Annotated in this window: 22 protein-coding genes and 1 pseudogene; 15 read left to right on the top strand and 8 right to left on the bottom strand. The window is 32.3% G+C overall.

The genetic code is table 11. From position 1 onward, the window contains the following. The first annotated feature begins 5 nt into the window (after window positions 1-5). The 6 genes from G0Q09_RS04795 (at window position 6) to ftsY (ending at window position 5214) form a co-directional block, all read left to right on the top strand. Window positions 6-1652, top strand: a complete 1647-nt coding sequence (locus G0Q09_RS04795) for a M1 family metallopeptidase (RefSeq protein ID WP_219034148.1) — start codon at window positions 6-8, stop codon at window positions 1650-1652. A gap of 142 nt (window positions 1653-1794) precedes the next feature. Continuing rightward, complete coding sequence (lnt, locus tag G0Q09_RS04790) at window positions 1795-3450, top strand: apolipoprotein N-acyltransferase (RefSeq protein WP_219034147.1); 1656 nt, start codon at window positions 1795-1797, stop codon at window positions 3448-3450. Window positions 3451-3532: 82 nt separating this feature from the next. After that, window positions 3533-3769, top strand: a complete 237-nt coding sequence (gene rpmB / locus G0Q09_RS04785) for a 50S ribosomal protein L28 (RefSeq protein ID WP_038337064.1) — start codon at window positions 3533-3535, stop codon at window positions 3767-3769. Window positions 3770-3780: 11 nt separating this feature from the next. Next, complete coding sequence (rpmG, locus tag G0Q09_RS04780) at window positions 3781-3963, top strand: 50S ribosomal protein L33 (RefSeq protein ID WP_038337065.1); 183 nt, start codon at window positions 3781-3783, stop codon at window positions 3961-3963. 14 nt (window positions 3964-3977) lie between these two features. Beyond that, window positions 3978-4127: a DUF4295 domain-containing protein gene (locus G0Q09_RS04775; RefSeq protein ID WP_084106961.1), complete on the top strand. Its 150-nt coding sequence runs from the start codon at window positions 3978-3980 to the stop codon at window positions 4125-4127. Between the two features lie 124 nt (window positions 4128-4251). Continuing rightward, complete coding sequence (gene ftsY, locus G0Q09_RS04770) at window positions 4252-5214, top strand: signal recognition particle-docking protein FtsY (protein ID WP_219034146.1); 963 nt, start codon at window positions 4252-4254, stop codon at window positions 5212-5214. A 68-nt stretch (window positions 5215-5282) separates the two neighbouring features. On the opposite strand, the gene G0Q09_RS04765 is transcribed toward ftsY, so the two are convergent. Beyond that, window positions 5283-5717 (bottom strand): hypothetical protein, encoded by a 435-nt coding sequence (locus G0Q09_RS04765; RefSeq protein WP_219034145.1) that lies wholly within the window; start codon window positions 5715-5717, stop codon window positions 5283-5285. Between the two features lie 115 nt (window positions 5718-5832). Between G0Q09_RS04765 and G0Q09_RS04760 the strand changes: the two genes are divergently transcribed. Further along, window positions 5833-7923, top strand: coding sequence for an outer membrane beta-barrel protein (locus G0Q09_RS04760; RefSeq protein ID WP_219034144.1), 2091 nt, complete (start codon window positions 5833-5835; stop codon window positions 7921-7923). A 128-nt stretch (window positions 7924-8051) separates the two neighbouring features. On the opposite strand, the gene G0Q09_RS04755 is transcribed toward G0Q09_RS04760, so the two are convergent. Beyond that, the gene (locus tag G0Q09_RS04755) at window positions 8052-9113 is read right to left on the bottom strand and encodes an acyl-CoA reductase (RefSeq protein WP_219034143.1); all 1062 of its coding nucleotides are present in this window, start codon (window positions 9111-9113) and stop codon (window positions 8052-8054) included. 62 nt (window positions 9114-9175) lie between these two features. Here G0Q09_RS04755 and G0Q09_RS04750 point away from each other — a divergent pair, with 62 nt between their 5' ends. Next, window positions 9176-9526, top strand: coding sequence for a 4Fe-4S dicluster domain-containing protein (locus tag G0Q09_RS04750; RefSeq protein WP_114999046.1), 351 nt, complete (start codon window positions 9176-9178; stop codon window positions 9524-9526). A gap of 197 nt (window positions 9527-9723) precedes the next feature. Here the strand turns inward: G0Q09_RS04750 and gldG are convergent, their stop codons facing one another. From gldG to G0Q09_RS15180, 4 genes are read right to left on the bottom strand one after another with little or no spacing between them, the layout of a single operon-like run. Beyond that, window positions 9724-11391, bottom strand: coding sequence for a gliding motility-associated ABC transporter substrate-binding protein GldG (gene gldG / locus G0Q09_RS04745; protein ID WP_257468062.1), 1668 nt, complete (start codon window positions 11389-11391; stop codon window positions 9724-9726). Window positions 11392-11395: 4 nt separating this feature from the next. Next, window positions 11396-12124, bottom strand: coding sequence for an ABC transporter permease subunit (locus G0Q09_RS04740; RefSeq protein WP_219034141.1), 729 nt, complete (start codon window positions 12122-12124; stop codon window positions 11396-11398). 1 nt (window position 12125) lies between these two features. Then, window positions 12126-12671 (bottom strand): CopD family protein, encoded by a 546-nt coding sequence (locus G0Q09_RS04735; protein ID WP_125349671.1) that lies wholly within the window; start codon window positions 12669-12671, stop codon window positions 12126-12128. A gap of 40 nt (window positions 12672-12711) precedes the next feature. Beyond that, window positions 12712-13554 carry an SAM hydrolase/SAM-dependent halogenase family protein gene (locus tag G0Q09_RS15180; protein WP_114999051.1) on the bottom strand — a complete coding sequence of 281 codons (843 nt, stop codon included), beginning with the start codon at window positions 13552-13554 and terminating at the stop codon, window positions 12712-12714. A 76-nt stretch (window positions 13555-13630) separates the two neighbouring features. On the opposite strand from G0Q09_RS15180, the gene G0Q09_RS04725 reads away from it, so the two are divergent. Then, entirely contained in the window at window positions 13631-14605 is a 975-nt protein-coding gene (locus tag G0Q09_RS04725; protein ID WP_115001971.1) for a PhoH family protein, read from the top strand. Between the two features lie 67 nt (window positions 14606-14672). Here G0Q09_RS04725 and G0Q09_RS04720 read toward each other — a convergent pair whose 3' ends face one another. After that, a complete protein-coding gene (locus tag G0Q09_RS04720; RefSeq protein WP_219034140.1) occupies window positions 14673-14846 on the bottom strand; it encodes a hypothetical protein in 174 nt (57 codons plus the stop codon). Window positions 14847-15084: 238 nt separating this feature from the next. Between G0Q09_RS04720 and G0Q09_RS04715 the strand changes: the two genes are divergently transcribed. Further along, on the top strand, window positions 15085-18000 hold the full coding sequence (locus G0Q09_RS04715; protein ID WP_219034139.1) for a DUF2135 domain-containing protein: 2916 nt from the start codon (window positions 15085-15087) through the stop codon (window positions 17998-18000). 86 nt (window positions 18001-18086) lie between these two features. Here the strand turns inward: G0Q09_RS04715 and G0Q09_RS04710 are convergent, their stop codons facing one another. Beyond that, window positions 18087-19613, bottom strand: a complete 1527-nt coding sequence (locus G0Q09_RS04710) for a YifB family Mg chelatase-like AAA ATPase (protein ID WP_114999055.1) — start codon at window positions 19611-19613, stop codon at window positions 18087-18089. A gap of 107 nt (window positions 19614-19720) precedes the next feature. On the opposite strand from G0Q09_RS04710, the gene G0Q09_RS04705 reads away from it, so the two are divergent. From G0Q09_RS04705 to G0Q09_RS04685, 5 genes and pseudogenes are all read left to right on the top strand, one after another. Then, the gene (locus G0Q09_RS04705) at window positions 19721-20194 is read left to right on the top strand and encodes a cytidine deaminase (RefSeq protein ID WP_038337075.1); all 474 of its coding nucleotides are present in this window, start codon (window positions 19721-19723) and stop codon (window positions 20192-20194) included. 56 nt (window positions 20195-20250) lie between these two features. Next, entirely contained in the window at window positions 20251-21255 is a 1005-nt protein-coding gene (pdhA, locus tag G0Q09_RS04700) for a pyruvate dehydrogenase (acetyl-transferring) E1 component subunit alpha (RefSeq protein ID WP_125349669.1), read from the top strand. A 5-nt stretch (window positions 21256-21260) separates the two neighbouring features. After that, on the top strand, window positions 21261-22865 hold the full coding sequence (locus G0Q09_RS04695; RefSeq protein ID WP_125349668.1) for a dihydrolipoyl dehydrogenase family protein: 1605 nt from the start codon (window positions 21261-21263) through the stop codon (window positions 22863-22865). Window positions 22866-22968: 103 nt separating this feature from the next. Continuing rightward, entirely contained in the window at window positions 22969-23910 is a 942-nt protein-coding gene (locus G0Q09_RS04690) for a YihY/virulence factor BrkB family protein (RefSeq protein ID WP_219034138.1), read from the top strand. A 506-nt stretch (window positions 23911-24416) separates the two neighbouring features. Then, window positions 24417-25290, top strand: a pseudogene (locus G0Q09_RS04685) (IS982 family transposase). Window positions 25291-25950 lie beyond the last annotated feature (660 nt).

Below are 25950 nucleotides of genomic sequence, written 5' to 3'. Positions count from 1 at the left end.
TGCTCATGAAAAAAATAATACTCTTACTTGGTTTTATATCAATTACAACAAATGCACAAGTATTGCATCATAAAAAAGAATTTACAAAACAAGATTCTTTAAGAGGAACGGATAATGAATTTAGAAATTGGTGGAATGTTAAACATTATAAAATTAGTGTTGAACCTAACGAAAAAGAAAAATTTATTACTGGAAATGTTGAAATAAAATTTGATGAAATAATCAAGAAACACAACAGCCTTTTACAAATAGATTTGCAAGAACGAATGCAAATTAAAACTGTAAGTCTTAATGGAAAAGATGTTTCAGATTTTAAACGAGATGGGAATGTTTATTTTATTAATACAGAGAAATCTAAATTAAAATCAAATGATAATCTTTTACAAATTTCTTATTCTGGAAATCCTCGTGTTGCAGTGAAAGCACCTTGGGACGGCGGTTGGATTTTTACGAAAGATGAAAAAGGTCGCGATTGGATGTCTGTTGCGGTACAAGGTTTGGGCGCAAGTGCTTGGTTTCCGAACAAAGATTATTTAGGTGATGAGCCAGATAAAGGAATGGAATTGGAAATTATAGCTCCAAAAGATTTGGTTGGAGTTGGTAATGGACGATTAGTTTCTAAGAAAGAGAAAAATGGTAAAACAATTTCTACATGGAAAGTTGTCAATCCGATCAATAATTATAACATTATTCCATATATCGGACATTATGTCAATTTCAAAGATACTTTTGAAGGTGAAAAAGGTAAATTGGATTTAGATTATTATGTATTAGATTATAATATAGATAAAGCAAAATCGCAGTTTGAACAAGCAAAATTAATGTTGAAAAGTTTCGAACATTGGTTTGGACCTTATCCTTTTTACGAAGATTCTTTCAAAATTGTTGAAGCTCCGCATTTGGGAATGGAACATCAATCTGGAATTGCGTACGGAAATAAATTTGAGAATGGTTATTTAGGTCGTGATTTATCAGGTTCTGGTTGGGGATTGAAATGGGATTTTATCATCGTTCATGAAGCTGGTCACGAATGGTTTGGGAATAATATTACCGAAAAAGATGTGGCAGATATGTGGATTCACGAAGCATTTACGGCTTATTCGGAAACGTTGTTCACAGAAACTTATTATGGAAAGGATGCGGCGAGCGAATATGTGCGTGGAACGAGAAAAGCAATTCAAAATGATATTCCAATTATCGGCGTGTATGGCGTAAACCAAGAGGGTAGTGGCGATATGTACTATAAAGGTGCAAATATGATTCACACGTTGAGAACTTGGATGAATAATGATGAAAAATTTAGACAAATGTTACGTGGATTAAACAAAGAATTTTATCATCAAACTGTAACTACAGAACAAATTGAAAATTATATTGCGAAGTTTTCTGGATTAAATTTGAATACTTTTTTTAATCAATATTTAAGAACAGTGAAAGTACCAACTTTAGAGCTTAAACAAAATGGAAATAAAGTTGAATATCGTTATACGAATGTTGTGGATGGATTTGCAATGCCTTTGCGATTGAAAGATTCTGAAGTAACAATCAATCCAACGACTAATTGGCAAACGATTAATAACTCAACGATTACAAGAGCGATTGATGTAACAATTAATCCAAATTATTATATTGACACGCATATTATATATTAAAACTGAATGAGATATTGAAATGAGTTCAATATGACAAAGAAAGTCTACCTGAACTTGTTTCAGGTTCTCATCCAAAATGATTTATAAAATATTCCAAACAAATATCATCGGTTATTGAATGATGAAATTATAAATTTGTGACATGAAAAAATACATTGCATACGCAATCTTATCAGGATTATTATTAACAGCAGGTTGGCCATCGCACGGCTTTCCATTGTTATTATTTATAGGATTTGTACCCTTGATGTTGGCAGAACATCAAATCACTCAATGCGCAGAATTTAAGAAAAAAGGACGTAAAATTTTCGGACTTTCGTTTTTAGCTTTCTTTATTTGGAATGCGATTGTAATTTGGTGGTTGCATTATGCACAAGAAACGGACGCGAATGGAGATTTGCACAATTCGTGGAGCGCTTATTTGATTCCCGTTGTAGCGAATTCGTTGTTTATGTCAATTGTTTTTCAGTTATATCATTTCGTCAAAACCAAAGCTGGTAATTTATATGGATTGGTTTTTCTTCCTGCGATTTGGATGAGTTTTGACAAACTAACCTTGAATTGGGAACTAACTTGGCCTTGGTTTAACCTTGGAAATGGTTTTGCAAAATATTACGAATGGGTGCAATGGTACGAATACACAGGAACTTTTGGAGGTGCACTTTGGATTTGGTTAGTTAATATTACGGTATTCTATTATTTGACGGCTTATATTAATAAGAAAGAAATGAGGTATCTAAACAAATTAGGTATTTATGCTGGATTATTAATTGCTGTGCCAATTGGTATTTCTTATATTATTTATGCGAATTACGAAGAAAAGGGAAAAGCACTTGATGTGTTAGTTCTTCAGCCAGATCTTGATCCATACAACGAAAAGTATATGAAAGATGGTTTGCAGATTTATGAAGAATTGAAACAATTGGCACTGAAAAATATTAAACCAAAAACTCAATTTGTTGTTGCACCAGAAACAGCCGTACCTGGATCATCTGCTTTGATTTTTGATAATATGTATGATGATTTAATTATACAAGACATTCAGCAATGGACAAAAACCAAAAAAGATTTACATTTTGTAACAGGAGCATCTATCATGCGAATTTATCCAATGCAATCTTTAGCATCGGAAACGGCATCTGTTATGAGAGATGGAATTACGTGGTACGACGCTTATAACTCAGCTTTGCAGATAAGTGGAAACGATTCGATAGAAGTTTATCACAAGAGTAAATTAGTACCTGGAGTAGAAATTTTTCCATATCGAAACATTTTAATGCCAATTATTGGAGAATTTATGCTTAACTTTGGCGGCACAACAAAAACGTTGGGGATTCAACCTCATCGTTCTGTTTTCAAGAATAAAACAAACAACGCTACTGTTGCTCCGGTTATATGTTACGAATCTATTTACGGGGACTATACAACAGAATATGTGAGAGAAGGCGCAAATGTTATATTCACAATGACCAACGATTCTTGGTGGGGCTCTACCGATGGTCATCGTCAATTACTATTATATGGTAATTTGAGAGCTATTGAAAATAGACGCGCTATCGTTAGATCTGCAAATTCAGGTATTTCGGCTTTCGTTAATCAGCGAGGAGATATAATGAAGTCTTTACCATATGGAGAGCAGGGTGCCTTAAATGGTACAATTTTAATGAATAGTGAATTAACGTTTTATACAAAATATGGCGATGTAATCGCGAGAATAGCGCTGTTGGTAATGGGAATTATCTTGGCTTATACTCTTGCGCAGAAGTTGTTATATAAACAAAATAAGAAAAAAATATAAAATTAATAACCTAAAGAGTTGTATAAGTAATATATAATTTGTTACTTTGCACTCCGTTTAAAATAGGACAATACAAAATAAGATGTCAAAAATTTGTCAAATTACAGGTAAGAAGAGATTAGTGGGAAACAATGTTTCTCATGCTAATAATAAAACAAAACGCACTTTTGAAGTGAATTTGTTCAAAAAGAGATTTTTTATGCCAGAAACTGGTGAGTGGATTACATTAAGAGTTTCTGCACACGGTTTAAAAACAATCAACAAATTAGGAGTTGATGAGGCTGTTAAACGTGCACGTAAAGAAGGTTTAATCAAATAATTTAAGACACCATGGCAAAAAAAGGAAACAGAGTACAGGTTATTTTAGAATGTACAGAGCATAAAGAAAGTGGTATGCCAGGAATGTCTCGTTATATCACAACTAAAAACAAAAAAAATACTCCAGATCGTATTGAGTTGAAAAAATACAACGCAGTATTGAAAAAGTATACAATTCACAAGGAGATTAAATAATAAAATTTTAGACGATGGCAAAGAAAACGGTAGCAACCCTACAAACTGGGTCTAAAAAAATGACCAAAGTTATCAAAATGGTAAAATCTCCAAAATCTGGAGCTTACGTATTTGTTGAAAAAGTAGTTAACGCTGATGAAGCAGATTCTTTCTTCACGAAATAATCAAATCATCTCCTTAACAAAAAATATTTAAGGTTAATTGAGCTGCCTCGTTTTCAGGGCGGCTTTTTTATTTCCTTATATTTTATGTATCTTCGTACAAAATTTTAAGAAATTTAGCTTATTAATGAGTTGGTTCAAAAAGATATTAGGTAAAGAAAGCAAAGAAAAATTAGATGAAGGATTAGAAAAATCTAAAACTTCTCTATTCGATAAAATCAGTCGCGCTGTAGTAGGTAAATCTAAAGTAGACGATGAGGTTTTAGATGATTTAGAGGAAGTATTGATCTCTTCTGATGTCGGCGTTGAAACAACGATCAAAATTATTCGTCGAATAGAAGAACGCGTAGAGCGTGATAAATATGTTTCGACTTCTGAGTTAGATTTAATTCTTCGCGAAGAAATTGCAGGCTTACTTTCCGAGAATAATATCGAAGATACAAATGGTTTTTCGATTCCAAAGAAAGATGTGCCATATGTTATTATGGTGGTCGGAGTAAATGGAGTTGGAAAAACAACGACGATTGGTAAATTGGCTTCTCAGTTCAAATCTCAAGGACTTAAAGTAGTTCTTGGTGCGGCAGATACGTTTCGTGCGGCAGCTGTAGATCAGTTGGTAATTTGGTCGGATCGTGCAGGTGTACCAATTGTAAAACAAGCGATGGGTTCTGATCCTGCTTCGGTTGCATTTGATACCATTCAGTCGGCAGTTGCCCAAAATGCAGATGTTGTTTTGATTGACACAGCAGGACGTTTGCATAACAAAATTAACTTGATGAATGAGTTGACAAAAATAAAACGTGTGATGCAAAAGGTAATTCCAGATGCGCCTCACGAAGTTTTATTAGTGTTAGATGGTTCTACAGGTCAAAATGCTTTTGAACAAGCGAAACAATTTACACAAGCAACAGAAGTTTCTTCTTTAGCGGTTACAAAATTAGATGGAACAGCAAAAGGAGGAGTAGTAATTGGGATTTCAGATCAATTTCAGATTCCAGTTAAATATATTGGTGTTGGTGAAGGAATCAATGATTTACAAGCTTTCAATAAAATGGAGTTTGTCGATTCTTTTTTCAAACGAAATAATTAAGAAATTTAATTCCTATAAAAATATAAATCCTTCAAGTTTTTCTTGAAGGATTTTTTTATGATATAGTTTTAATAAATCACCTTAATATATTCTTTATAAAACTTTTTGCTTTTGTTTTCTTTTTTCGAAATAGTTTTTAGAAACTCGTTTAAATATTCTCTAAAAGGTGAATCTTTCGCTAAAGCATCTTGTTTCTTACTCGTCAAAACTTGAACAGTTCCGTACATTTCTTCATCATTTTCTACGCTCGATGCAATCAAAGTAAAAGTTTCATTTGATTCATTAATGATGTTTTTATTCGACCAAACTAACAACGGTTGATTTTTTTCGTTGTACAAAACATTGTCCCATTTTCCTAACCAATCATATAGCATTTTTTTTGCAACCAAAGGCGTTTGAAAACTTTCGACACGATATTCTGTCAACGAACGTTCGGCTTGTTCTTGCGCATATAATAAATTGAAACTTGTAAAAAGTGCGATAAAAAGAAATAATTTTTTCAAACTCAAAAATCTTGTTTAGCGTAAAGTTATCAAAAATAATTGCAATTCTTATGTAACTTATTTGTTCTTCATGCGTCATATAAATATACACTAACTCTTAATAGAAGAATTAACCATGAAGAAATTTTTTGTACTTGCTGTTACATTATCAGGAATTTTTGCTTTTGGACAAGATGAAAAGCAGGACTCAACCGACTATAATCCAATCGAAATAAAAGAAGTTTTAGTTCAATCGCAACGCAAAAAAATGTTTGCGGACAAAACAGTTTATACCTTCGATAAAGAAGCGTTGGAAAAAGCGCGTTACGCAAAAGATTTGTTAAATACGTTACCAGAATTACAAGTTGATCCAATTTCTAACACTATACAAAGCACAAAAGGAGGTACAACATTGATCTTAATCAACGGAATTGAAGTAACGGATAATCAAATTCGTTCCATCAAACCAGAATATGTTGTACGTGTAGAATATTTTGATATTCCACCAACACGTTTTGCTACTAGAGCCGATCAGGTTGTTAATTTGATTACACGAAATCCAGAAAATGGCTATGTATATGGAGCTGATCTCACTTCTGCTTTAGCAACAGGTTTTGTAAACGGTTCTGCTTATGCTGAATTTACAAAAGGAAAAAATAATTTTGGATTAGAATATGCAATTAATTTAAGAGATTATAATAACCGAGAAAACAACAACTCTTACAATTATTCACTTCGAGATGATTTTAATCAAATTGTAGATTATCAAACAAATGAAAAAAGATTTGATCATTTTGGATATACTTTTCAGAATGCCACTCTGCGATACACCAATACAGATTCGGACAAATATACTTTTCAAACAAAATTGTACATCGACATTCTCACGAGTTTTTCTGATGTTAATGGAAATAGCATTTTCTCGATTAATCAAAATTCTGAAAATCATACAGTTTATAAACATACTAATTCTGATTATTCCAAACCAACTTTAGACTTCTATTATGCTAGGAAATTGGGCAAAAAAGATGAATTGATTTTTAATTTCGTCGGGGCACATTTCAAGACAAGTTCTTACGATTTTTCTCATGAATGGCAAACAAATAATCAGGCAGATGTTTATCGTTATGTAACCAATCTACAAGCAAAACAAACTTCTGTGGTTGGAGAAATTGCGCATACACATGATTTTTCATCAGGCAAATTGAATTCTGGTTATCGGTTAACAACAAATAACATTAACAATGATTTAGTTAATTTAGAAGGATCTTCTCATTACAAAGTCAATTATTTGCAACAATATATGTACTCAGAATTTTCGGGTAAAACAAAGAAATTAATGTACCGACTGGGTATGGGATTAACAAATATACATAACCAAAGCGAAGAAAACACGGAAAATACATGGACAATAACACCAAAAATTGTATTGGGATATGAAATAGCAAAGAACAAAAGTTTGCGTTTTACAACTTCCTACACGCCTACAAGTCCTTGGAGCAATGCTTTAAGTAGTAATGTGGTACAAATAGTACCGAATATTGTACAAAAAGGAAATCCCGAATTAAATATTCAGAAATCTTTTGTTAATAATTTAGTGTATAGCTACAATTCAAAATATTTTGATCTGAATACAAATTTATTCTATCGATATAAAAAAGATGCTATTAATGAATTGTATATTTTAGACGGTAATCGTTATGCATTAACCTACGAAAATGCAGAAAATTCGCAAAGTTTGGGTGTACAAATATCTGGTTCTGTCAAGCCGTTTGGTACAGACTTATTGACGCTGAAAGTTGTTCTAAAACCAACAACAGAAAGTGTAAAATTGAAAGATGGAAGAAGTATCAAGAATGATTATTTAGGAAATAATTTTGTGATAAATTCTGCTTTCAAGAATTTTAGTATATCATATATACTCAATATTCCGGCGTATTCTCTAGATGGCGCTTTCCTAAGCACAAATGAAAATAGTAGCGATCTTTCAATCGCTTATAAAAAGAATAATTGGACTTTTTCTACAGGAATGTATTGGATCGGAATACCTTCGGAATATAAAGTAAAATCGTTAAAAGAAAGTTTGGTAAATTATACCAGTCATACTCAAATTTGGAACAATAAAAACATGTTTATTTTAGGGTTGAGTTATGATTTTTCGACAGGTAAAGAAACAAATATCAATCGAAAATTAGAAAATGAAACTGCAGGAGCAGCGACATTTTAATAAATAAACAAAAAGAGAATCCTTAGGATTCTCTTTTTGTTTATTTATAATTTGACTGTGATGTTGAAACGAGCTCAGCAAGACATATTAATTGTTTTTAATAAGTATAAATTTTAGCTTTCTAACATCTACAACTCCGCCAAAAATTTCAACGTATCAATATTATCGGCATAATCTGTTAATTTAGGGAATTGAGTTTGCCCAAATTCAACATAATTCGGATTATCTTTCATGTCATTTCCTATCACGCATTGTATTTGATTTTCATTTTCGATCAAATAATTTTTAACATCATTTATATCTTTATAAACTTCAAAATTTACAACTGCAATAGGCGAATGTAAAGCTATATCTTTTTTCATCAGAACAAAATTATTGTCTAAAAATTCATCTTTTCCTAACAAAAATATTGCACGATTGTAATCGTAATTATTTGCATATTTAGGATGATTAATCACATCGCCATAAGAAAAAATAGCTTCGAATATTTTTGGTAATTGTGCTTCATCTTTTACATAAAGTTTCGTCACATTTCGGCATCCTAATCCAAAATAAATGAATATATCATTACCCAATTTTTTCAATTCTTCATCAGTTTCCGAACCATTCAATACAGCAACCGAAGTTCTATTTTTACGAATAATGTTAGGAACTTTACCAAAATATTGTTCAAAATAACGTGCCGTGTTATTACTTCCAGTTGCAATAACTGCATCAAAATTTTCTAATCGTTCAACAGTTTGAATAATCAATTTGAAATTTTCATCAATCAAATACAAATATTTTATCGCTAATTTGATTAATTTATCATCTTTAGATGAGGTTTTGATTAACGCATTATTTCCAGAAATAACAACAGAAAGTAAATCATGAAAACCAACCAAAGGTAAATTCCCAGCCATGATAATTCCGACATTTTTTTGCGTTTCAGCAAAAGGATAATCTTTCGACCAAGCCAATAAATTTTCTTCCGTTAAAGCTTCTGCCCAACTTTTCAAGGCTAACGTAATATTATCTTTTGTAAACCAATTGTTGTAGGCTTCTGCATCGCTCACTGCATATTCAGCTTCTTCTTTCCAATTCTCGAATTTTTCTGTCAGTTCTGTGTCTTTAATCGAATCATTATTTATAATAAAATTAAAAAACTGCCCCAATTCGTTAAATGCTGAAATCCTTTGTTCAAATGTCATTTTTTCTGAAAATTAAATGTAATTTTGTAGTTGCAAATGTAGGAAATAAAAAAACAGATACAATGGCTATAATTATTACAGATGAATGTATAAATTGTGGAGCTTGTGAGCCAGAATGTCCAAATAACGCGATTTATGAAGCTGCGGTAGATTGGAAATATTCTGATGGAACTTCTCTTAGCGGAACAATTGTAAACGTAGACGGCGCAACTTTTGACGCTGATGCGGTGCAAGATCCTGTGAGTGATGAGGTTTATTACATTGTTCCCGATAAATGTACTGAATGTAAAGGTTTCCACGAAGAACCACAATGTGCGGCAGTTTGTCCGGTGGATTGTTGTGTGCCTGATGATAACCACGTAGAAAGCGAAGAGCGCCTTTTGAGCAAAAAAGCGTTTATGCACTTAGAGTAAAATCGTCACAACTTTACATATAAAAACCTCTCAAAATTTGAGAGGTTTTTTTAGTTTTCGGGCAATCCCTTCGGGCGGGCTTTTCGTTCCAATCTTTTCCTCAAACTTCGACTTCGCACAGTTATCAAAAAGGATTTCCACTTCAATCCCTATTGCATTTTATTAAATTTCGAAACTCGAGCTTCGAAACTCGAATTTTAAGAATATTTTCTCTTTCTAATCCAAAAACCAATTCCAGCAAACAAACCAATAATTGCAGTTGGAACAAGTAAATTCATCATTTGCCACGTAGATTTTTCTTGTAAAACAGTTGTTTCACTTAACAACGGAATTTCTAATTTACGATTGCGTAAAGCCAAGAAATCAGTATCACCTAATAAATAATCCATTGCATTCATTATAAATGTTTGGTTGGCGTATGTTTTCGGTTTTCCATCTGGATTATCTGGACGAACCGAAAATTTATTTTCTCCTAATTGCATTGGAATTCCTCTCCATAAAGCATTTTTCAAAACATCTCCATCCGAAATAACGATCATTTTTCCGTCAGTAGTTTTCGGTTTGAAATTCGGAAATTCTTTACGTTCGTAACGCGAAGCATAAGCCGAATTGAAATTACCTTCTAACAAAACTGCCATCGGAATTTTACCCATTTTATATTCTTCAGGATTTTCGATTTCGACTTCGTTTAATTGAATATAATTTAAAGCAGGTTTCAAACTTGTTTGTTCAGAAGAACTCAACAAAACGGTTTGTTTAATATTTGGATTTTTTAATAACTCGATTGGATTCGCAAATTGAAATAAAACATGATCGATCGAACTTGTAATTGGGTTTTCTTCACCTTTAATTCCTAATTCAAAATAAGGCCAATTGTAATAATTGTAACTTGTATTTCCTGCCGTTTCACCATCAGCCAAAACAATTTGCGCCCCATTCATATCCTTGATAACAGCTGGATGAATACGAACACCATAATTGAATAAGAAATCATTTAACTTCAAATCTCTTGGAAAAGCAACGATTTTTCCACTTCGGAAAATAGAATCCATTTCAGCATCGACAGTTTCCACAGCCATCATCATTTTTCCACCATTCATGATATATTGATCCAAAACCAATTTATCCATATCAGAAAAAGGTAATGTAGGTTTTGCGATAATTAAGGCGTCAAAACGTTTCAAACTATCCAAATCAGAAGGTTGTAAAGTAAACGATTTGTTTGCTATTGGATTAAGGTAGATCTCAACATCATATTTTTCTGACAAAGCAGAACCTAATCCTTGAATATTTACTTCTGGTAATTCGTCATGATGAACGATAAAACCAACTCTTTTGCGCTCAAAATTGGTTGCTTTCTGAATTTTTTCGGCAAATAAATATTCTAATTTTTCAGTAGATGCTAATGCTAATTTTTCAAATGGAGTAGAAGGGTCATTCACTAAAACCTCCATATAAGTCGATTTGTCACCGTAAGTTAATTTTGCATACGGATAAACATTCAAAATTCCTTTGTCTGTTTTAATTGGAACTGGAGCTAATTTATTTTGCTCTAATTCGGCTTGTCCTAAATCTACAGGATCAACAAAAGAATAAGAAATATTACTATTTTTTTCGCGAAGTTCGTCTAATAAAAATTGAATTTCGTTCTTCAAAATTCTGTAATCACCTGTTAAATCTCCACCCAAAAGAATTTCAATTTTAAGCGGTTGTTTTACATTTTCTACTAACTTTTCGGTTGTAGAAGTTAACGTAAAACGTTTGTCTTTTGTCATGTCAATTCGCGTATAAAAAAATTGAGCGATGATAAAAAGCGCGATAAATGCGATGAAAGTAATTAGATGTTTTTTGTTTAATTTTTTCATGGCACTATTTTTTATTTTCAAGATTAACAATTGAAATTTGATTCAAGATTCCAATCAAAATCAAAAAGTAAAGTAAATCTCGTGTGTCAATAATTCCTTTCAAAAACTGGTTGTAATGTGTAAAACTTCCAATTTTTTGAACATAGAAATCCATCGAACCAAGTAAATTATATGACGCTAAACTTTCGAATCCATAAAAAATAATGAAGCAAAAGAAAACCGCCAAAACATAAGCCATTACTTGATTTTTGGTAATAGATGAAGTAAATAAACCAATTGCGGCGAATAAACTTCCTAGAAAGAAAAGTCCTAAATAACCAGAAAAAATTGTTCCGTAATCTAATTCTTGTTCGGGCATCAAAAATTCTTGCAACGTAATCGTGAACAAGAAAGTTGAAAGCAGACAAAAAACGACAACTGAAACGACTGCTAAATATTTGCCCCAAATAATTTGGTTATTTTTTATAGGTAGTGTGAATAACCACAATAATGTGCCATTTGCTTGCTCTTCCGCGATTAATTTCATCGTTAAAGCTGGAATCATGAATAGAAAAATCCAAGGTCCAACAAAGAAAAAACTACTTAAAGAAGCATTTCCAGTATTGAAAACATTGAATTCGTTATCAAAAAACCAAAGGAACAAAACCGAAACGATAACAAATGTTGCGGTTGCTAAATAAGCGTTGAAGCCTAAATAAAAATTGGAAAACTCTTTTTTGAAGATTGTCCACATGTTATTTTTTATTATTACGATTAATTAAACGCACAATAAGCATAAGTAGTATACCACAACCAAAGAAACTGACAATTGACCAATACCAATCTCGACCAAAATCTGTTTTTTGAATCACAGCAAACACGATAACAAATAATAAAATTGTTGCCAATTCATTCATCATTCGCAGTTGAACAGAAGTGTATTTGAAAACTTTATTTTGGATTTGTTTCAACGTTCGCCAGCACCAAAAATGATAAATTAATAAAACACTTATCATCCCCAATTTACTTTTCATCCAAGGCATATACAGCAAACCTTGATTTTTGTAAAGCATATTCAATCCCATTGTGATCAAAATAACCAAAGCAGGAGCGGTAATTACATTCCATAATTTTTTCTCCATGTAGGTATATTGATCCTGCAAAATTGATTTTTTTGGTTCTTCCATTTGTTGTGTTTCTGTATGATAAATCATCAAACGAACAATGTAAAATAAACCAGCAAAGTAACTTACCACAAAGATAACGTGTATTGCTTTGTATATTAAATAATTATAAGTCATATAGTTATTGTAAACTCTCTAATACTAAATTTTCTCAGCGTTAATTTTCAAATTCAATTGTAATTGTATCGTTTTTCTTTAATCCCATTAACTGATTTGCACCTCCTGATATTGTTGGATTACTCTTGTATAAAGTAACTTCTAAAAATCCTGCCGAATTAAACAAACACAATGTTCGTCCAAAAGCTTGCACTTCTTTGTTAAAATCTTGTACAACTTCGTTGTAATGCTCATAAATAACAGTAATATCGGTCATCGAGAAATCTTTCTGACGAAGCAAAATTTTATATTTTCTGTCTTGTGCAATTTCATCGAAAAAATCTTTCGAAATATTACTCACAACATTTCCAAAATGATCAATATAAATCACATTTCCTATGATATATTTATCATCACGATAAATTGGTTTCAACTCATTCAATTGCTTCATTTCGGTACGTTTGTTCCCTAAAAGAGCAGGAACTCCGCCGCGCGCCAAGTGACATGCAACTGGTACAAAACAATTTTTCATTGGAAATAAACTGTCTATTCCTTCTGGATAAGCAGTGATTTCGTAAATTTCTTCTGGTTGATTTTTTTGGCAAATCAAGGATAAAATTCCATTATCTGCACAAATAAAATAATGATGATTGATTAATGCACAAATCGGCTTCTGATAAGGCGTACTTAAGGCATTAATTCCAATAATATGTATAGTTCCGTCGGGAAATTCTTCGTAAGAATTACGAATGATATAGGCAGCTTCAGATAAATCATAGGGATTAACATGATGCGAAATATCTACAATTGTAACATCGGCCAATTCTTTTAGAATTGCGCCTTTAACGCTAGAAACAAAGTAATCTTTGACTCCAAAATCCGATGTTAATGTAATAATTGCCACTATTCTCTAATAATTAGCAAATATATTGTTTATTATTCTTTATTTTTGTGTAAGTGAACCAAAAAAACAATCTCATTTGACAGAAATTAATATTGAATTAGCCGAAATTAATGCTCAAGATTTTTATGGTGCTAATAATGAACATCTAAAAAGAATCAAAGAATATTATCCAAAATTAAAGATTGTTGCTCGCGGAAGAGAGTTAACAGTATTTGGAAATGAAGATGTTCTGAAAGTATTTGACCAAAAAATGCAACGAGTAATTCAGCATATTCACAAATACAATCGACTATCTGATCGCGAACTCGAAATCATTATGACCGAAGATAATAATGAAATGCTTCAAATAAAAAAAGAAGACGAAATTATTGTACACGGTGTAAATGGTAAAATCATCAAACCTCAAACGCCTAATCAACAAAAGCTGGTACAAACTGTTTACAACAAAGACATGGTGTTTGCAATTGGGCCTGCTGGAACGGGAAAAACTTATACTGCTGTTGCGTTGGCGGTACAAGCGTTAAAGAACAAAGAAGTTCGCCGAATTATTATGACACGTCCTGCCGTAGAAGCTGGCGAGAATTTAGGTTTTTTACCAGGTGATATGAAAGATAAATTAGATCCATATTTACAACCTTTGTATGATGCGTTGAAAGATATGATTCCGTTCGAGAAACTTTCGTCTTATACCGAAAAAGGAGTGATAGAAGTAGCGCCTTTAGCATTTATGCGTGGTCGAACATTGGACGGAGCTTTTGTAATTCTTGATGAAGCACAAAACACAACCTATGCTCAGATGAAAATGTTTTTGACGCGTATGGGAAAAAATTCTAAATTTATTATCACAGGAGATCCAGGTCAGGTCGATTTACCACCAAAACAAAAATCTGGTTTACGTGAAGCGATTAATATATTGAAAGATGTAAAAGATATCGGATTTATTTATTTGGATGATAAAGATGTTGTTCGACACAAAATTGTTCGTGAAGTCTTGAAAGCTTACAAAGTGAGCGAAGACAAAGAGCGAGAGAAAATAGATATAAAAAAGTAAATCAAAAAGCCAATTGTTTCTAAAAGCAATTGGCTTTTCGATTTAATATTTATGGCAGAATATTAAATTATTCTTTTAGCGGATTAGTTTTTAAAGTAAAACCTAAAATGTTAAACGCTAATCCTATTGGCAAAATCATTCCTGCGATTAAACTCATTCTATTAGAATCAGAAAACTCTAAGACTAATAAAATTGAAGTTAATATTAAAACTAATCCCGTTATATATAATATATTTTTCATTTTATTATAAATTGTAATTCAATCAAATATAATGATTTATTTCTGATTTTGTAAAAAAATATTCGATTCTAAAATCAAGTTCAGAAAGATAATTTTGATAATGCGAATCAAGTAAATGTGATTCTGACAAAAGGGGAAATCTGAAATAAACTTATAACTAACAACTCAACACTTAAAACTTTTTCACATCAACCAACCTTTTTGTAATTTGTTGCATCTAACTTACAAATCAAACAATATGAAAAAGTTATTTTCTTTTTTCTTTGTTTTTGTTGGAATGTTTTTTTCTACAAAAATAAATGCGCAAGATATTCGAATCGGATTTCCGCGTATCGAAATTGGTGAACGCCCAGACGAAAATTCTGTGAGTTTGCAATCGATGGATGTGCAAGTTGAGATTTTTGGAAATTTGGCCAAAACGACAACAACTTTAGTTTTTACAAATTCATCAAGTCGAAATCTTGAAGGGAATTTAGTTTTCCCTTTGCCCGAAAACACGACTGTTAGTGGATATGCAATTGATATTAATGGAAAATTGCGAAATGCAGTTCCTGTTACAAAAGTGCGTGCGGTTGAGGTTTTCGAAAGTATTCAGAAGCAAAATATCGACCCTGGAATCATCGAAAAAGTAGAAGGAAATAATTTTCGAACTCGTATTTCTCCGATTCCAGCAAAAGGTTCACGTACGATTCAGTTATCGTATTACCAAGAATTAAAATTGGATAAATCGTCGTATCAATATCATTTGCCGTTAGATTCTTCGAAAAAAATTGCGAAGTTTAATTTGACAACAAAAGTGTACAATGCTGCTGGAAAACCACAATTGATTGAAACGCCAGATGGTTCGTTCAATTTTTCGGAAAATAGTAATATATATGAAGCAAATTTGTCGAAAACAGATTTTACACCTAAAAAATCATTGATTATTAATCTTCCGAAATCGCCGAATAATGTAGAATCTTTTGTTCAGAAAAATGTAGATGGTTCGGTTTATTTTTATGCGAATTTATTGGTTGATGCAAAATCTCAACCAAAAGTTTGGTCAAAAAATATTGGAATTATCTGGGATAATTCGTTGAGTGGTTTGAAACGAAATCATCAAAAAGAGTTAGAATTTTTAGATAAAATTATTTCTCAACAAAAAAATCTAAATATTGAAGTTTCGTTATTGAATTTTTCTTTGGAAAAATCGAGATTTTTTCAAATTAAAAATGGTGATTGGTCAGAATTGAAAAAATATTTGGAAAATGTGACGTATGATGGAGGAACAAATTATGCGAAAATTCTTCCAGCAAGTCTGAAAGCAGACGAATATTTATTGTTTTCGGATGGAATTTCGTCTTTTGGCTCGAATATTTTTAATATAGATAAACCTTTTTATACAATTGCATCTTCGCCGACTTCTAATTATGGCGTTTTGAAAATGATTGCGCAAAAAGTTGGAGGAAAATTTATCAATCTAAATGAAAATTCTGTAGAAAATGCGTTCAAACAAATCAACGAAAGTTCGGTTCAATTCTTAGGAATTATCAATAATACAGCGGGAGAAGTTTACCCAATTTCGACAAATGATGTGAACAATGGAATTTCGATTTCGGGAATTTCTCAATATCCAAATGCAAAATTAATGATGATGTTTGGACGAAACGGAAAAGTGGAATTCAATAAAGAATTGGATTTGAGTAAAGCAACTCAAAATCTTGAAATTAGTAAAATTTGGGCGCAAAGTAAAGTGAATTATTTGGAATTGAATCTAGAACAACATAAAACAGAAATTGAAGAAATTGGAAAACAATTTTCTATCGTAACTTCGAACACAAGTTTGATTGTTTTGGAAAATGTTTCGGATTATGTAAAGTATAAAATCAATCCACCAGCGGAATTGCAAAGTGAATTTAATAAATTATCGAAACAAGGTTTTGAACAAAATGAAACTCGAAAAGCTGATTTGTTGAAAAATGCAATTGCGAAAGCAAAGGAATTGAAAGAATGGTGGAAGAAAGATTTTAAATATATAAAACCAAAATATCCAAAACCTGTTGGGGATTCTGTTTTAGTTTCAGTTGCATTAGAAGGAAGAGCGGAAGGGATTGCAATTGAAGAAAGAGAAGTTTCTGCAGATATACAAGCTGTTTCTGTTACAGCATATGGAACAACTAGAAGAGAAAGTAGAGCGAGTAGTGCAAATATGCTTGTTACAGATAAAAAAATGAAGGATGTATCATCAGCTTCGGTTCCAGAAATTAAAATAGTTAATGTAAAATCGGATAAAGAATATATGAAGTTGATAGAAGCATCTAAAAATCCATATCAAACTTATTTAGATTTGAGAAAAGATTATGCCGAAACACCTGCGTATTATTTTGATGTGGCAACATTTTTCTTTCAGAAAAAGGAAAGAGAAACTGGTCTTAAAATTTTAAGCTCGATTGCAGATTTAGGATTGGAAGATGCCGAATTGTATAAAATGTTAGCATACAAATTGAAAGAAATTGAGGAATATCAAACCGAATTATTTATTACGAAAAAAGTATTAGATTGGCGACCTTTTGATGCGCAAAGTTATCGAGATTATGCGTTGGCGTTACAAGATAATGAGCAATATCAATCGGCTTTAGAATATCTGTATAAAGTATTAACGAATGATTATTCAGTAGAAATTGCCAATCGTGATCGAGATATTACGGAGATTATTGTTCCTGAAGTTAATAATTTGATTTCGCTTCATCGAAAAGAATTGAATTTATCGAAAATTAATAAAGATATCATTGTTGATATTCCGGTTGATATTCGTGTGGTGATGAATTGGAATAAAGATATGACCGATATTGATTTGTGGGTGACGGATCCAAATGGCGAGAAATGTTTTTACGGACATCGTACAACTGCGATTGGTGGACGAATGAGTGAGGATGTGACGCAAGGTTTCGGACCAGAACAATTTATGTTAAAAAAAGCGATCAAAGGAAAATATAAAATAGAAACGAATTTTTTCGGAGAAAGACAAATGAGTATTTCAGGGCCAACAACTATTTCGGCAGAGATTTACTTGATGTATAGCTCAGGAAAACAAGTGAAGAAAATGATTACTTTCCAGAATAACAAGCCAAATTCTGGCGGCGAAGGAATTTTGGTTGGTGAATTTGAATTTTAGTAAATGGAAAAGGAATCTTGAAAGAGATTCCTTTTTTTTGCATAACGCATAATTCATCATTCATCATTCATCATTAATAATTAAACTCACATCCACTGATTTCGATCCAAACTTCTATACTGAATAGCTTCACTAATATGTTTTGAAAGAATAGTTTCAGAATTATCTAAATCTGCAATTGTTCGTCCAACCCTAATAATTCGATCATACGCACGAGCAGAAAGATTTAATTTTTCCATAACAACTTTGATTAAATGCTTCGAATGATCATCTAAATCACAAAAAGTATCCAACTCTTTTGGTCCCATTTGCGAGTTGTAATGGACTTTTGTATTTTCAAATCGTTTGGTCTGGATATTTCTTGCATTAATGACACGTTCACGAATCACAGCACTTTTTTCGCCACGACGTTCTTGCGACAAATCATCAAACGGAACAGGATTCACTTCGATATGTAAATCAATTCGGTCCAAAAGTGGTCCAGAAATTTTATTCATATAACGTTGCATTTCCGCTAAAGAGGAAGTGTTGTTTGGATCATCCATAAAATAACCGCTCGGACTTGGATTCATAGAAGCTACTAACATAAAACTCGCAGGATAATTCACAGTGAATTTTGCCCTCGAAATTGTGACTTCTCGATCTTCCAAAGGTTGACGCATAACTTCTAAAACAGTTCGCTTAAATTCGGGTAATTCATCCAAAAACAAAACACCATTATGCGCCAAAGAAATTTCTCCAGGTTGTGGATAAGAACCACCGCCGACTAAGGCGACATCCGATATAGAATGATGTGGACTAGAAAAAGGACGACTTACAATTAATGATTTGTTAGATAATTTTCCAGCAACGCTATGAATTTTTGTTGTTTCGAGCGCTTCTTGTACGGTCATTTTCGGAAGAATTGAAGCAATTCGTTTGGCTAACATTGTTTTTCCACTTCCTGGAGGACCGATCAAAATAATGTTATGTCCTCCTGCAGCAGCGATTTCCATCGCACGTTTTACATTTTCTTGACCTTTTACATCAGCAAAATCGAAAGGATAATTATTCATTTCACTAAAAAAATAATCATCTAAATTAACTTGATGAGGTTGTAAAATGATTTCTTCGTTAAAATAATCAACAACTTCTCTGATGTTATTAACCGCAAAAACATCGATTCCTTCTACAACAGCTGCTTCGTCTGCATTTTGTTTGGGTAAAATAATTCCTTCGAAACCTTCTTCTTTTGCTTGTATTGCAATCGGCAATGCACCTTTTATAGGTCGAAGTGAACCATCTAGCGATAATTCGCCCATCATTATAAATTTATGGAGTTGTTCAGAATTTACTTGCTCCGAAGCTGCTAAAATTCCAATTGCGATTGGTAAATCATAGGCAGAACCTTCTTTTTGTAAATCTGCTGGCGCCATATTAATCGTGATTTTTTTACCAGGTAATTTCAAATTAGAATTTTTTAGTGCAGCATTTATCCTAAAATTACTTTCTTTTATTGCGCTATCGGGCAAACCAACCAAATGATACCCGACACCTTGATCAATATTAACTTCCACAATAATTGTTTTTGCGGAAACTCCGAAAATAGCACTTGCAAAAATTTTCACTAACATAAAATATTTTTTTATAAATTTACTTCCTTTTTCTATTGAATAAAATAGCTGAGAGGATTTAAGTATTTAATAATTAATTAAATAATACACTTTGGTGTAAATTCTATATGAAAAAAGAAAAATATTCTTTTGAATTTGAACGATTCGAGAGTAAATCTGAGCTTGCAGCAGAACAAAAAAAAGTAGTAGAAGAGGCTTATGATATTTCGTTGAATGCATATGCGCCTTATTCTAATTTCAATGTTGGTGCATCTGTTCAATTAGAAAATGGAGAAATTTTTTCGAGTTCAAATCAAGAAAATGCTTCGTATCCAGTCGGAACTTGTGCCGAAAGAGGTTTATTGGCTTATGTAAATGCAAACTTCCCAAATATTAAGATTGAAAAATTGGCTGTTTCTACGCCAAATGTCAATTATCCATTGCCTCCATGCGGGATGTGTCGACAATATATTTTAGAGATTGAAAAGAAACAATCGCAACCAATCGAAATTATTTTATCTGGAAAAGAAGGTGATGTTTTGGTGATAAATTCTGCTAAAGATTTGCTTCCATTACATTTTACTGACGAATTTTTAGGGTAGCAATTTTGTACACTAAATAGATTAGTTTAAATTTGTTCCAACGGAATTGTGCAATTATGGAAAAATTAACGCAAGAAACGTACCTACAATGGTATCGTGATATGACTTTTTGGCGTCGCTTCGAAGATAAGTGTCGTTCATTATATTTAAAGCAAAAAATTAGAGGTTTCTTACATTTATACAATGGTCAAGAAGCTTTACCAGCCGGTTTTATTCATGCAATGAAACCTGGTGTAGATCATGTGATTACTGCTTATCGTTGTCACGTTTGGCCTATGGCTTTGGGTGTAGACCCAAAACGTATTTTGGCTGAATTATGTGGTAAAGAAACAGGAACTTCTCATGGTTTAGGAGGATCTATGCACGTTTTCAGTAAAGAGCATAATTTTTATGGTGGACACGGAATCGTTGGTGGGCAAATTCCATTAGGAGCAGGAATCGCTTTTGGTGATAAATTCTTTAATCGCGATGGTGTTACAATCTGTTTAATGGGAGATGGCGCAACTCGTCAAGGTACATTACATGAAACATTTAACATGGCGATGAACTGGAAATTACCAGTTGTTTTTGTTTGCGAAAACAATCAATACGCTATGGGAACTTCTGTTTCTCGTACTGCTAACCACGAAGATATTTGGAAATTAGGTTTAGGATACGAAATGCCTTGTATGCCTGTAGATGGTATGGATCCTGTAAAAGTTGCAGAAGCAGCTTACGAAGCTATTGAAAGAGCGCGTCGTGGAGATGGACCAACTTTCTTAGATGTACGTACATATCGTTATAGAGGTCACTCTATGTCTGATGCTGAGCCTTATCGTACAAAAGAAGAGGTGGAAGAGTACAAACAAGAAGATCCAATCTTGAATGTTGAGAATCATATCTTAGTAAACAATTGGGCAACTAAAGAACAATTAGATGCAATTATTGATGAAGTAAAAGTGATGGTAGAAGAATGTGCAGAATTTGCAGAAAACTCTAACTATCCAGAAGAACACGTAATGTATGATTATATCTATTCAGAAGAAAATTATCCATTCTTAGATAAAATCGAAAACAACTAAAAACCATGGCAGAAATTATTACAATGCCTCGCTTAAGCGATACAATGGAAGAAGGAACTGTTGTAAAATGGCACAAAAATGTAGGAGATAAAATTGCTGAGGGTGATATCTTAGCAGAAATCGAAACAGATAAAGCAATCCAAGAATTCGAATCAGAATTTGATGGAGTATTATTATATCAAGGTGTTGCAGAAGGAGTGTCAACAAATGTTGATGAAGTTTTAGCAATCATCGGAAATGAAGGAGAAGATATTTCAGGTTTAATCGGGGGTGGAGCAAAAGTTACGACTGAAGTTAAAGAAGAAAAATCAACTCCCAGCGAAACAAAAACAGAAGAAGCAAAACCTGTTGCAGAAATTCCTGCAAATGTGGAAGTAATTACAATGCCTCGTCTTTCTGATACAATGGAAGAAGGAACTGTAGTTGTTTGGCACAAAAATGTTGGAGATCAAGTTGCGGAAGGTGATATTTTAGCAGAAATTGAAACAGATAAAGCAGTGCAAGAATTCGAATCAGAATTTGATGGTGTTTTATTATATCAAGGAGCTAAAGTGAACGAGCCTGCACCAGTAGATTCTGTTTTAGCAATTATTGGTGAAGCTGGTACTGACGTTTCTGCAATTGTAGCAAACGGAGGTAAAGTTGCTGCACCAGCAGTTTCTACAGAAGTTGTTGATGACGAAAAACCAGTAGTTGTACAATTAGATGTAAATAATAAGGTTGAAGAAACTTCTTCTTCTGATCGTATTTTTGCATCGCCATTAGCAAAAACAATTGCAAAAGATAAAGGAATTAATTTAGCAGAGGTGAAAGGTTCTGGTGATAATGGACGTATCGTGAAAAAAGATATCGAAAATTATCAACCATCTGCTCAACCAAAAGCGGAAGCAAAATCTGAATCAGTTAAACCAGCTCAAACTTTTGTTTCTGGAGAAGATAAAGTGATTCCAAATTCTCAAATGAGAAAAGTTATCGCTAAACGTTTGGCTGAATCTAAATTTACAGCTCCTCATTATTACTTAAATGTAGAGTTGGATATGGATAATGCGATTGCTGCGCGCAAACAATTAAACTCAGTGCCTGATACGAAAATTTCATTCAACGATATGATTGTGAAAGCATGTGCAATGGCTTTACGCAAACATCCAGCTGTTAATTCTACTTGGACAGATACAGAAATTATTCAACATGGAGATATCAATATCGGTGTGGCAGTTGCTGTAGAAGATGGTTTATTGGTTCCTGTTGTTAAAAATACAGATCAAAAATCATTTGCTCAAATTTCTGCTGAGGTCAAAGATTATGCAGGTCGTGCAAGAGATCGCAAATTAAAAGCAGATGAAATGGAAAAATCAACATTCTCTGTTTCAAACTTAGGTATGTTTGGAATCGAATCATTCACATCGATTATCAATCAACCAAACTCTTGTATCCTATCAGTTGGTTCAATTATTCAAAAACCAGTTGTAAAAGACGGACAAGTTGTAGTTGGTAACACAATGAAATTATCTTTAGCTTGTGATCACAGAACAGTAGACGGAGCAACAGGTGCACAATTCTTACAAACATTAAGAATGTACATCGAAAATCCTGTTACAATGTTAGTGTAAGCTAAGATTTAATATATTTTTTTAAAGACCATTCATCGAATGGTCTTTTTTTTGTTATAGATTTTATGAATTTGTATCTTTAATCTCTAAAGTAATTAATTTAATGAAGCAACTAAAATTCTACTTTAATATTTTAAAACAGACAATTGTTGAATTTGGTGAGGACCGAATTATGAAATTGAGCGCTTCGTTATCTTATTACGCATTGTTTTCACTTTCACCATTAATTCTGATTGTAATTTCCAGTGCAAGTTTATTCTTTAAGAAAGATGCTATCGAAAACCGAATGTTTTATGAGCTTAAAAATATTGTTGGTCCAGATGTCGCTTTAGCTGTACAAAATTTTGTTACAAATTCTACCATTTCAGGAGATAGTTCGCTTGCTTTATATATAGGTATCGGAATTTTGATTTTTGGTTCTACAACAATGTTCACCGATATGCAAGATAGTCTCAATCTTATTTGGCGTGTCGAAGCAGTTCCTCGTAGAGCTTGGTTGAAATTTGTAATAAATAGAGGGCTTTCATTTTTGATTATCCTTTCATTAGGAATAGTTTTAATAGCAACAGTAATATTAAATAGTATATTAATGAGTTTTGGAGAAGAAATTTTCAGTCTTTTCGAACTCGATACCATTATGACGAAGACCACAGTTATTCTTCTTAATAATACATTGAGTATTTCAATCTCGATTTTGATATTTTATATTCTCTTCAAGATTCTTCCCGATGCACGTATCAAAGCAAAACAAGCTTTTGTAGGAGCGTTTTTTACGGCGATTCTATTCTTTATTGCAAAATATTTAATTGGTATTTATATCGCAAACTCCAAATATTCTACCATTTTTGGATCGGCAGGTTCGTTGGTTATTCTTTTGTTGTGGATTTATTATGTTGCAACAATTCTATATTTCGGCGCAAAATTCACAAAAGTATTTGCCGAAGCCAAAGGTTACCCTATTATTCCAAAACGAAATGCGAAGCTCAGAAAAGTATCGTTTATTGATTATCAACTCGATAAAAAAGATTATGAAAGTATAGATTAGTTACTAATTTATTTCGCTTCTCGAAACCTCTCCCGAGCCCATAACCCAAAAGTAGCCGCTGCCTATTTGTTTGATTCAGCAAATATTCACCGCCTAATCATTTCATACAGTGAAAATACAAAACTCGAGTGTAATGATTCACCATTTTTTTTCAACTCGAACTGTCAACAAAATTAAAACTCTTGAAAAACAATTGTACTTTTCGTCAGTTCGAGTGAAAATCTCTGATTTTAGTATCGGGAACTTAGACGAATTGCTGTCAACTTTCAACCGTCCAAAAAAAGTATTGTATACACTCTACTGCCACTATGTTGCCTTCATCCTGCCTTAAAGTAGGGAGTAAGCTGCAATTACGAATTGAGGATATGGCTGATTTTTTACAAAACTTAAATCAAAATTATGATTAAAAATATTAGTTTTACCCGTTGTGCATTTTGATTACTAAATAATAAAGTTGTTCATTTGATTGAAAATCAGTAAATTGTTTTAAGTACAAAACATTTACAATGAACAACTTACTTTCGAATTGCGAAAGAATATTAGAAGTTCTACTAAAAATATCCACAGATACACTTTTAATTTATCAACGTAGAAGACCTAAACTTTTTGATTTATAAATCATGTTTTAACAGCTCAATTTATGGGTATTGATAGTGAAAATCATTTATTTCGAAATCCTCCTATAGTGCTAAGTGTAAAATTGAGCGAAGTATTTACAATCGTAGTACTTAAGGGAGATTATCAGCGAAAATTAATAGTATTCAACTCAAATTAGCGAAAGAATTTAATGAATTTGAAAATTGTTTTATCGTTGATAGTATACCATTTGAAGTGTGTAAAATAGCAAGAATTAATCGCTTAAAAATTTGAAAGGAATATCAGTATAGTGTACTAAATAGAGGTTTTTGTGCTTCTCAGCAAATGTCTTTTTAAGGCTATAAAATTTATGCTGTTTGTTCTTTAATAGGTGTTTTCCAGAGTATTGATATTAGTCCTGCATCTGTTCATGATTTTCATTTTTTGAAATATATAAAATCTCAACTATCATATTGAATACTACTTGATGACAGAGATTATTTGTTACAAACAATTCAAATTGACTTATTTAATGAAGCTAATATTTGATTAGAAACAGCGAAAAGATCCAATCAAAAAGAGTATAAACCTCAGTTTTATCTCTTCAAAAAGTACCGAAAAAGAATTGAAACTTTATTTTCTCAACTATGCGATTAATTTATGATTAGACGTAATTATACAAAGACTTTTGAGGGGTTTAAAACCAGAATTCTAGCTAAAATTACTGCACTTACTGTGGTTCAGTACATTAATAAAACATACTTTAATCGAAATATTAATAAGCTAAAAACTCAAATTATTTAAAATGCACAACGGGTATTAACTATATTGAATAAATGAGTTTCGCTTTGTGCAATTTCTCCCGAGTAGTTCCTTCAAAAGTATCCCTTTTTCTTTTCTTGAACAAAAGAAAAGCAAAAGGTCTAATCATTTTCTGCTGTAAAAACGGGTTTTCTCGTCAAAAATCTAATATCTCACATCTCAAATCTAAAATTCTCAAAAAATATTTTCCATTGTACCAGCGACTTAAGGAAAGAATGTAAAATAAATGTAAATTATGTTTGGAAAAACAAATAATGCAGGCGTATATTTGCAGCCGCAATACGAAAGACGAGTAGTATTGTAGTTGACATAAGGACTTAGTAGCGACAAAAATTATTTAAAAATAAATTTGCGAGAATCTAAATAAGTATTATCTTTGCCATCCGATTCCGAAAGGGGTTTTTGGAGTGAAAGTAAGAATTGACTTATTGAAATAAAAACTTTAAAATTTATCAAAATAAAATTTGTTAGTTAAAAAATAAGTATTACCTTTGCAACCGCAAATACCGAGAGGGTTTGCTAAGATGAGAAGTTCATTTGAAATTATAAAATATACAGAAGAAAAAATAGCCGAATAAAACGAAGTCAATCCTTGAATAATGGAGCTATAGGAAATTCGAAGTTGTAAAAAACAGGTACTAC

The organism is Empedobacter falsenii (assembly GCF_019308355.1).
Classification (GTDB): Bacteria; Bacteroidota; Bacteroidia; order Flavobacteriales; family Weeksellaceae; genus Empedobacter; species Empedobacter falsenii_B.
Note: the sequence above shows the minus strand (reverse complement) of the source record. Positions and strands in the feature narration are given on the sequence as shown.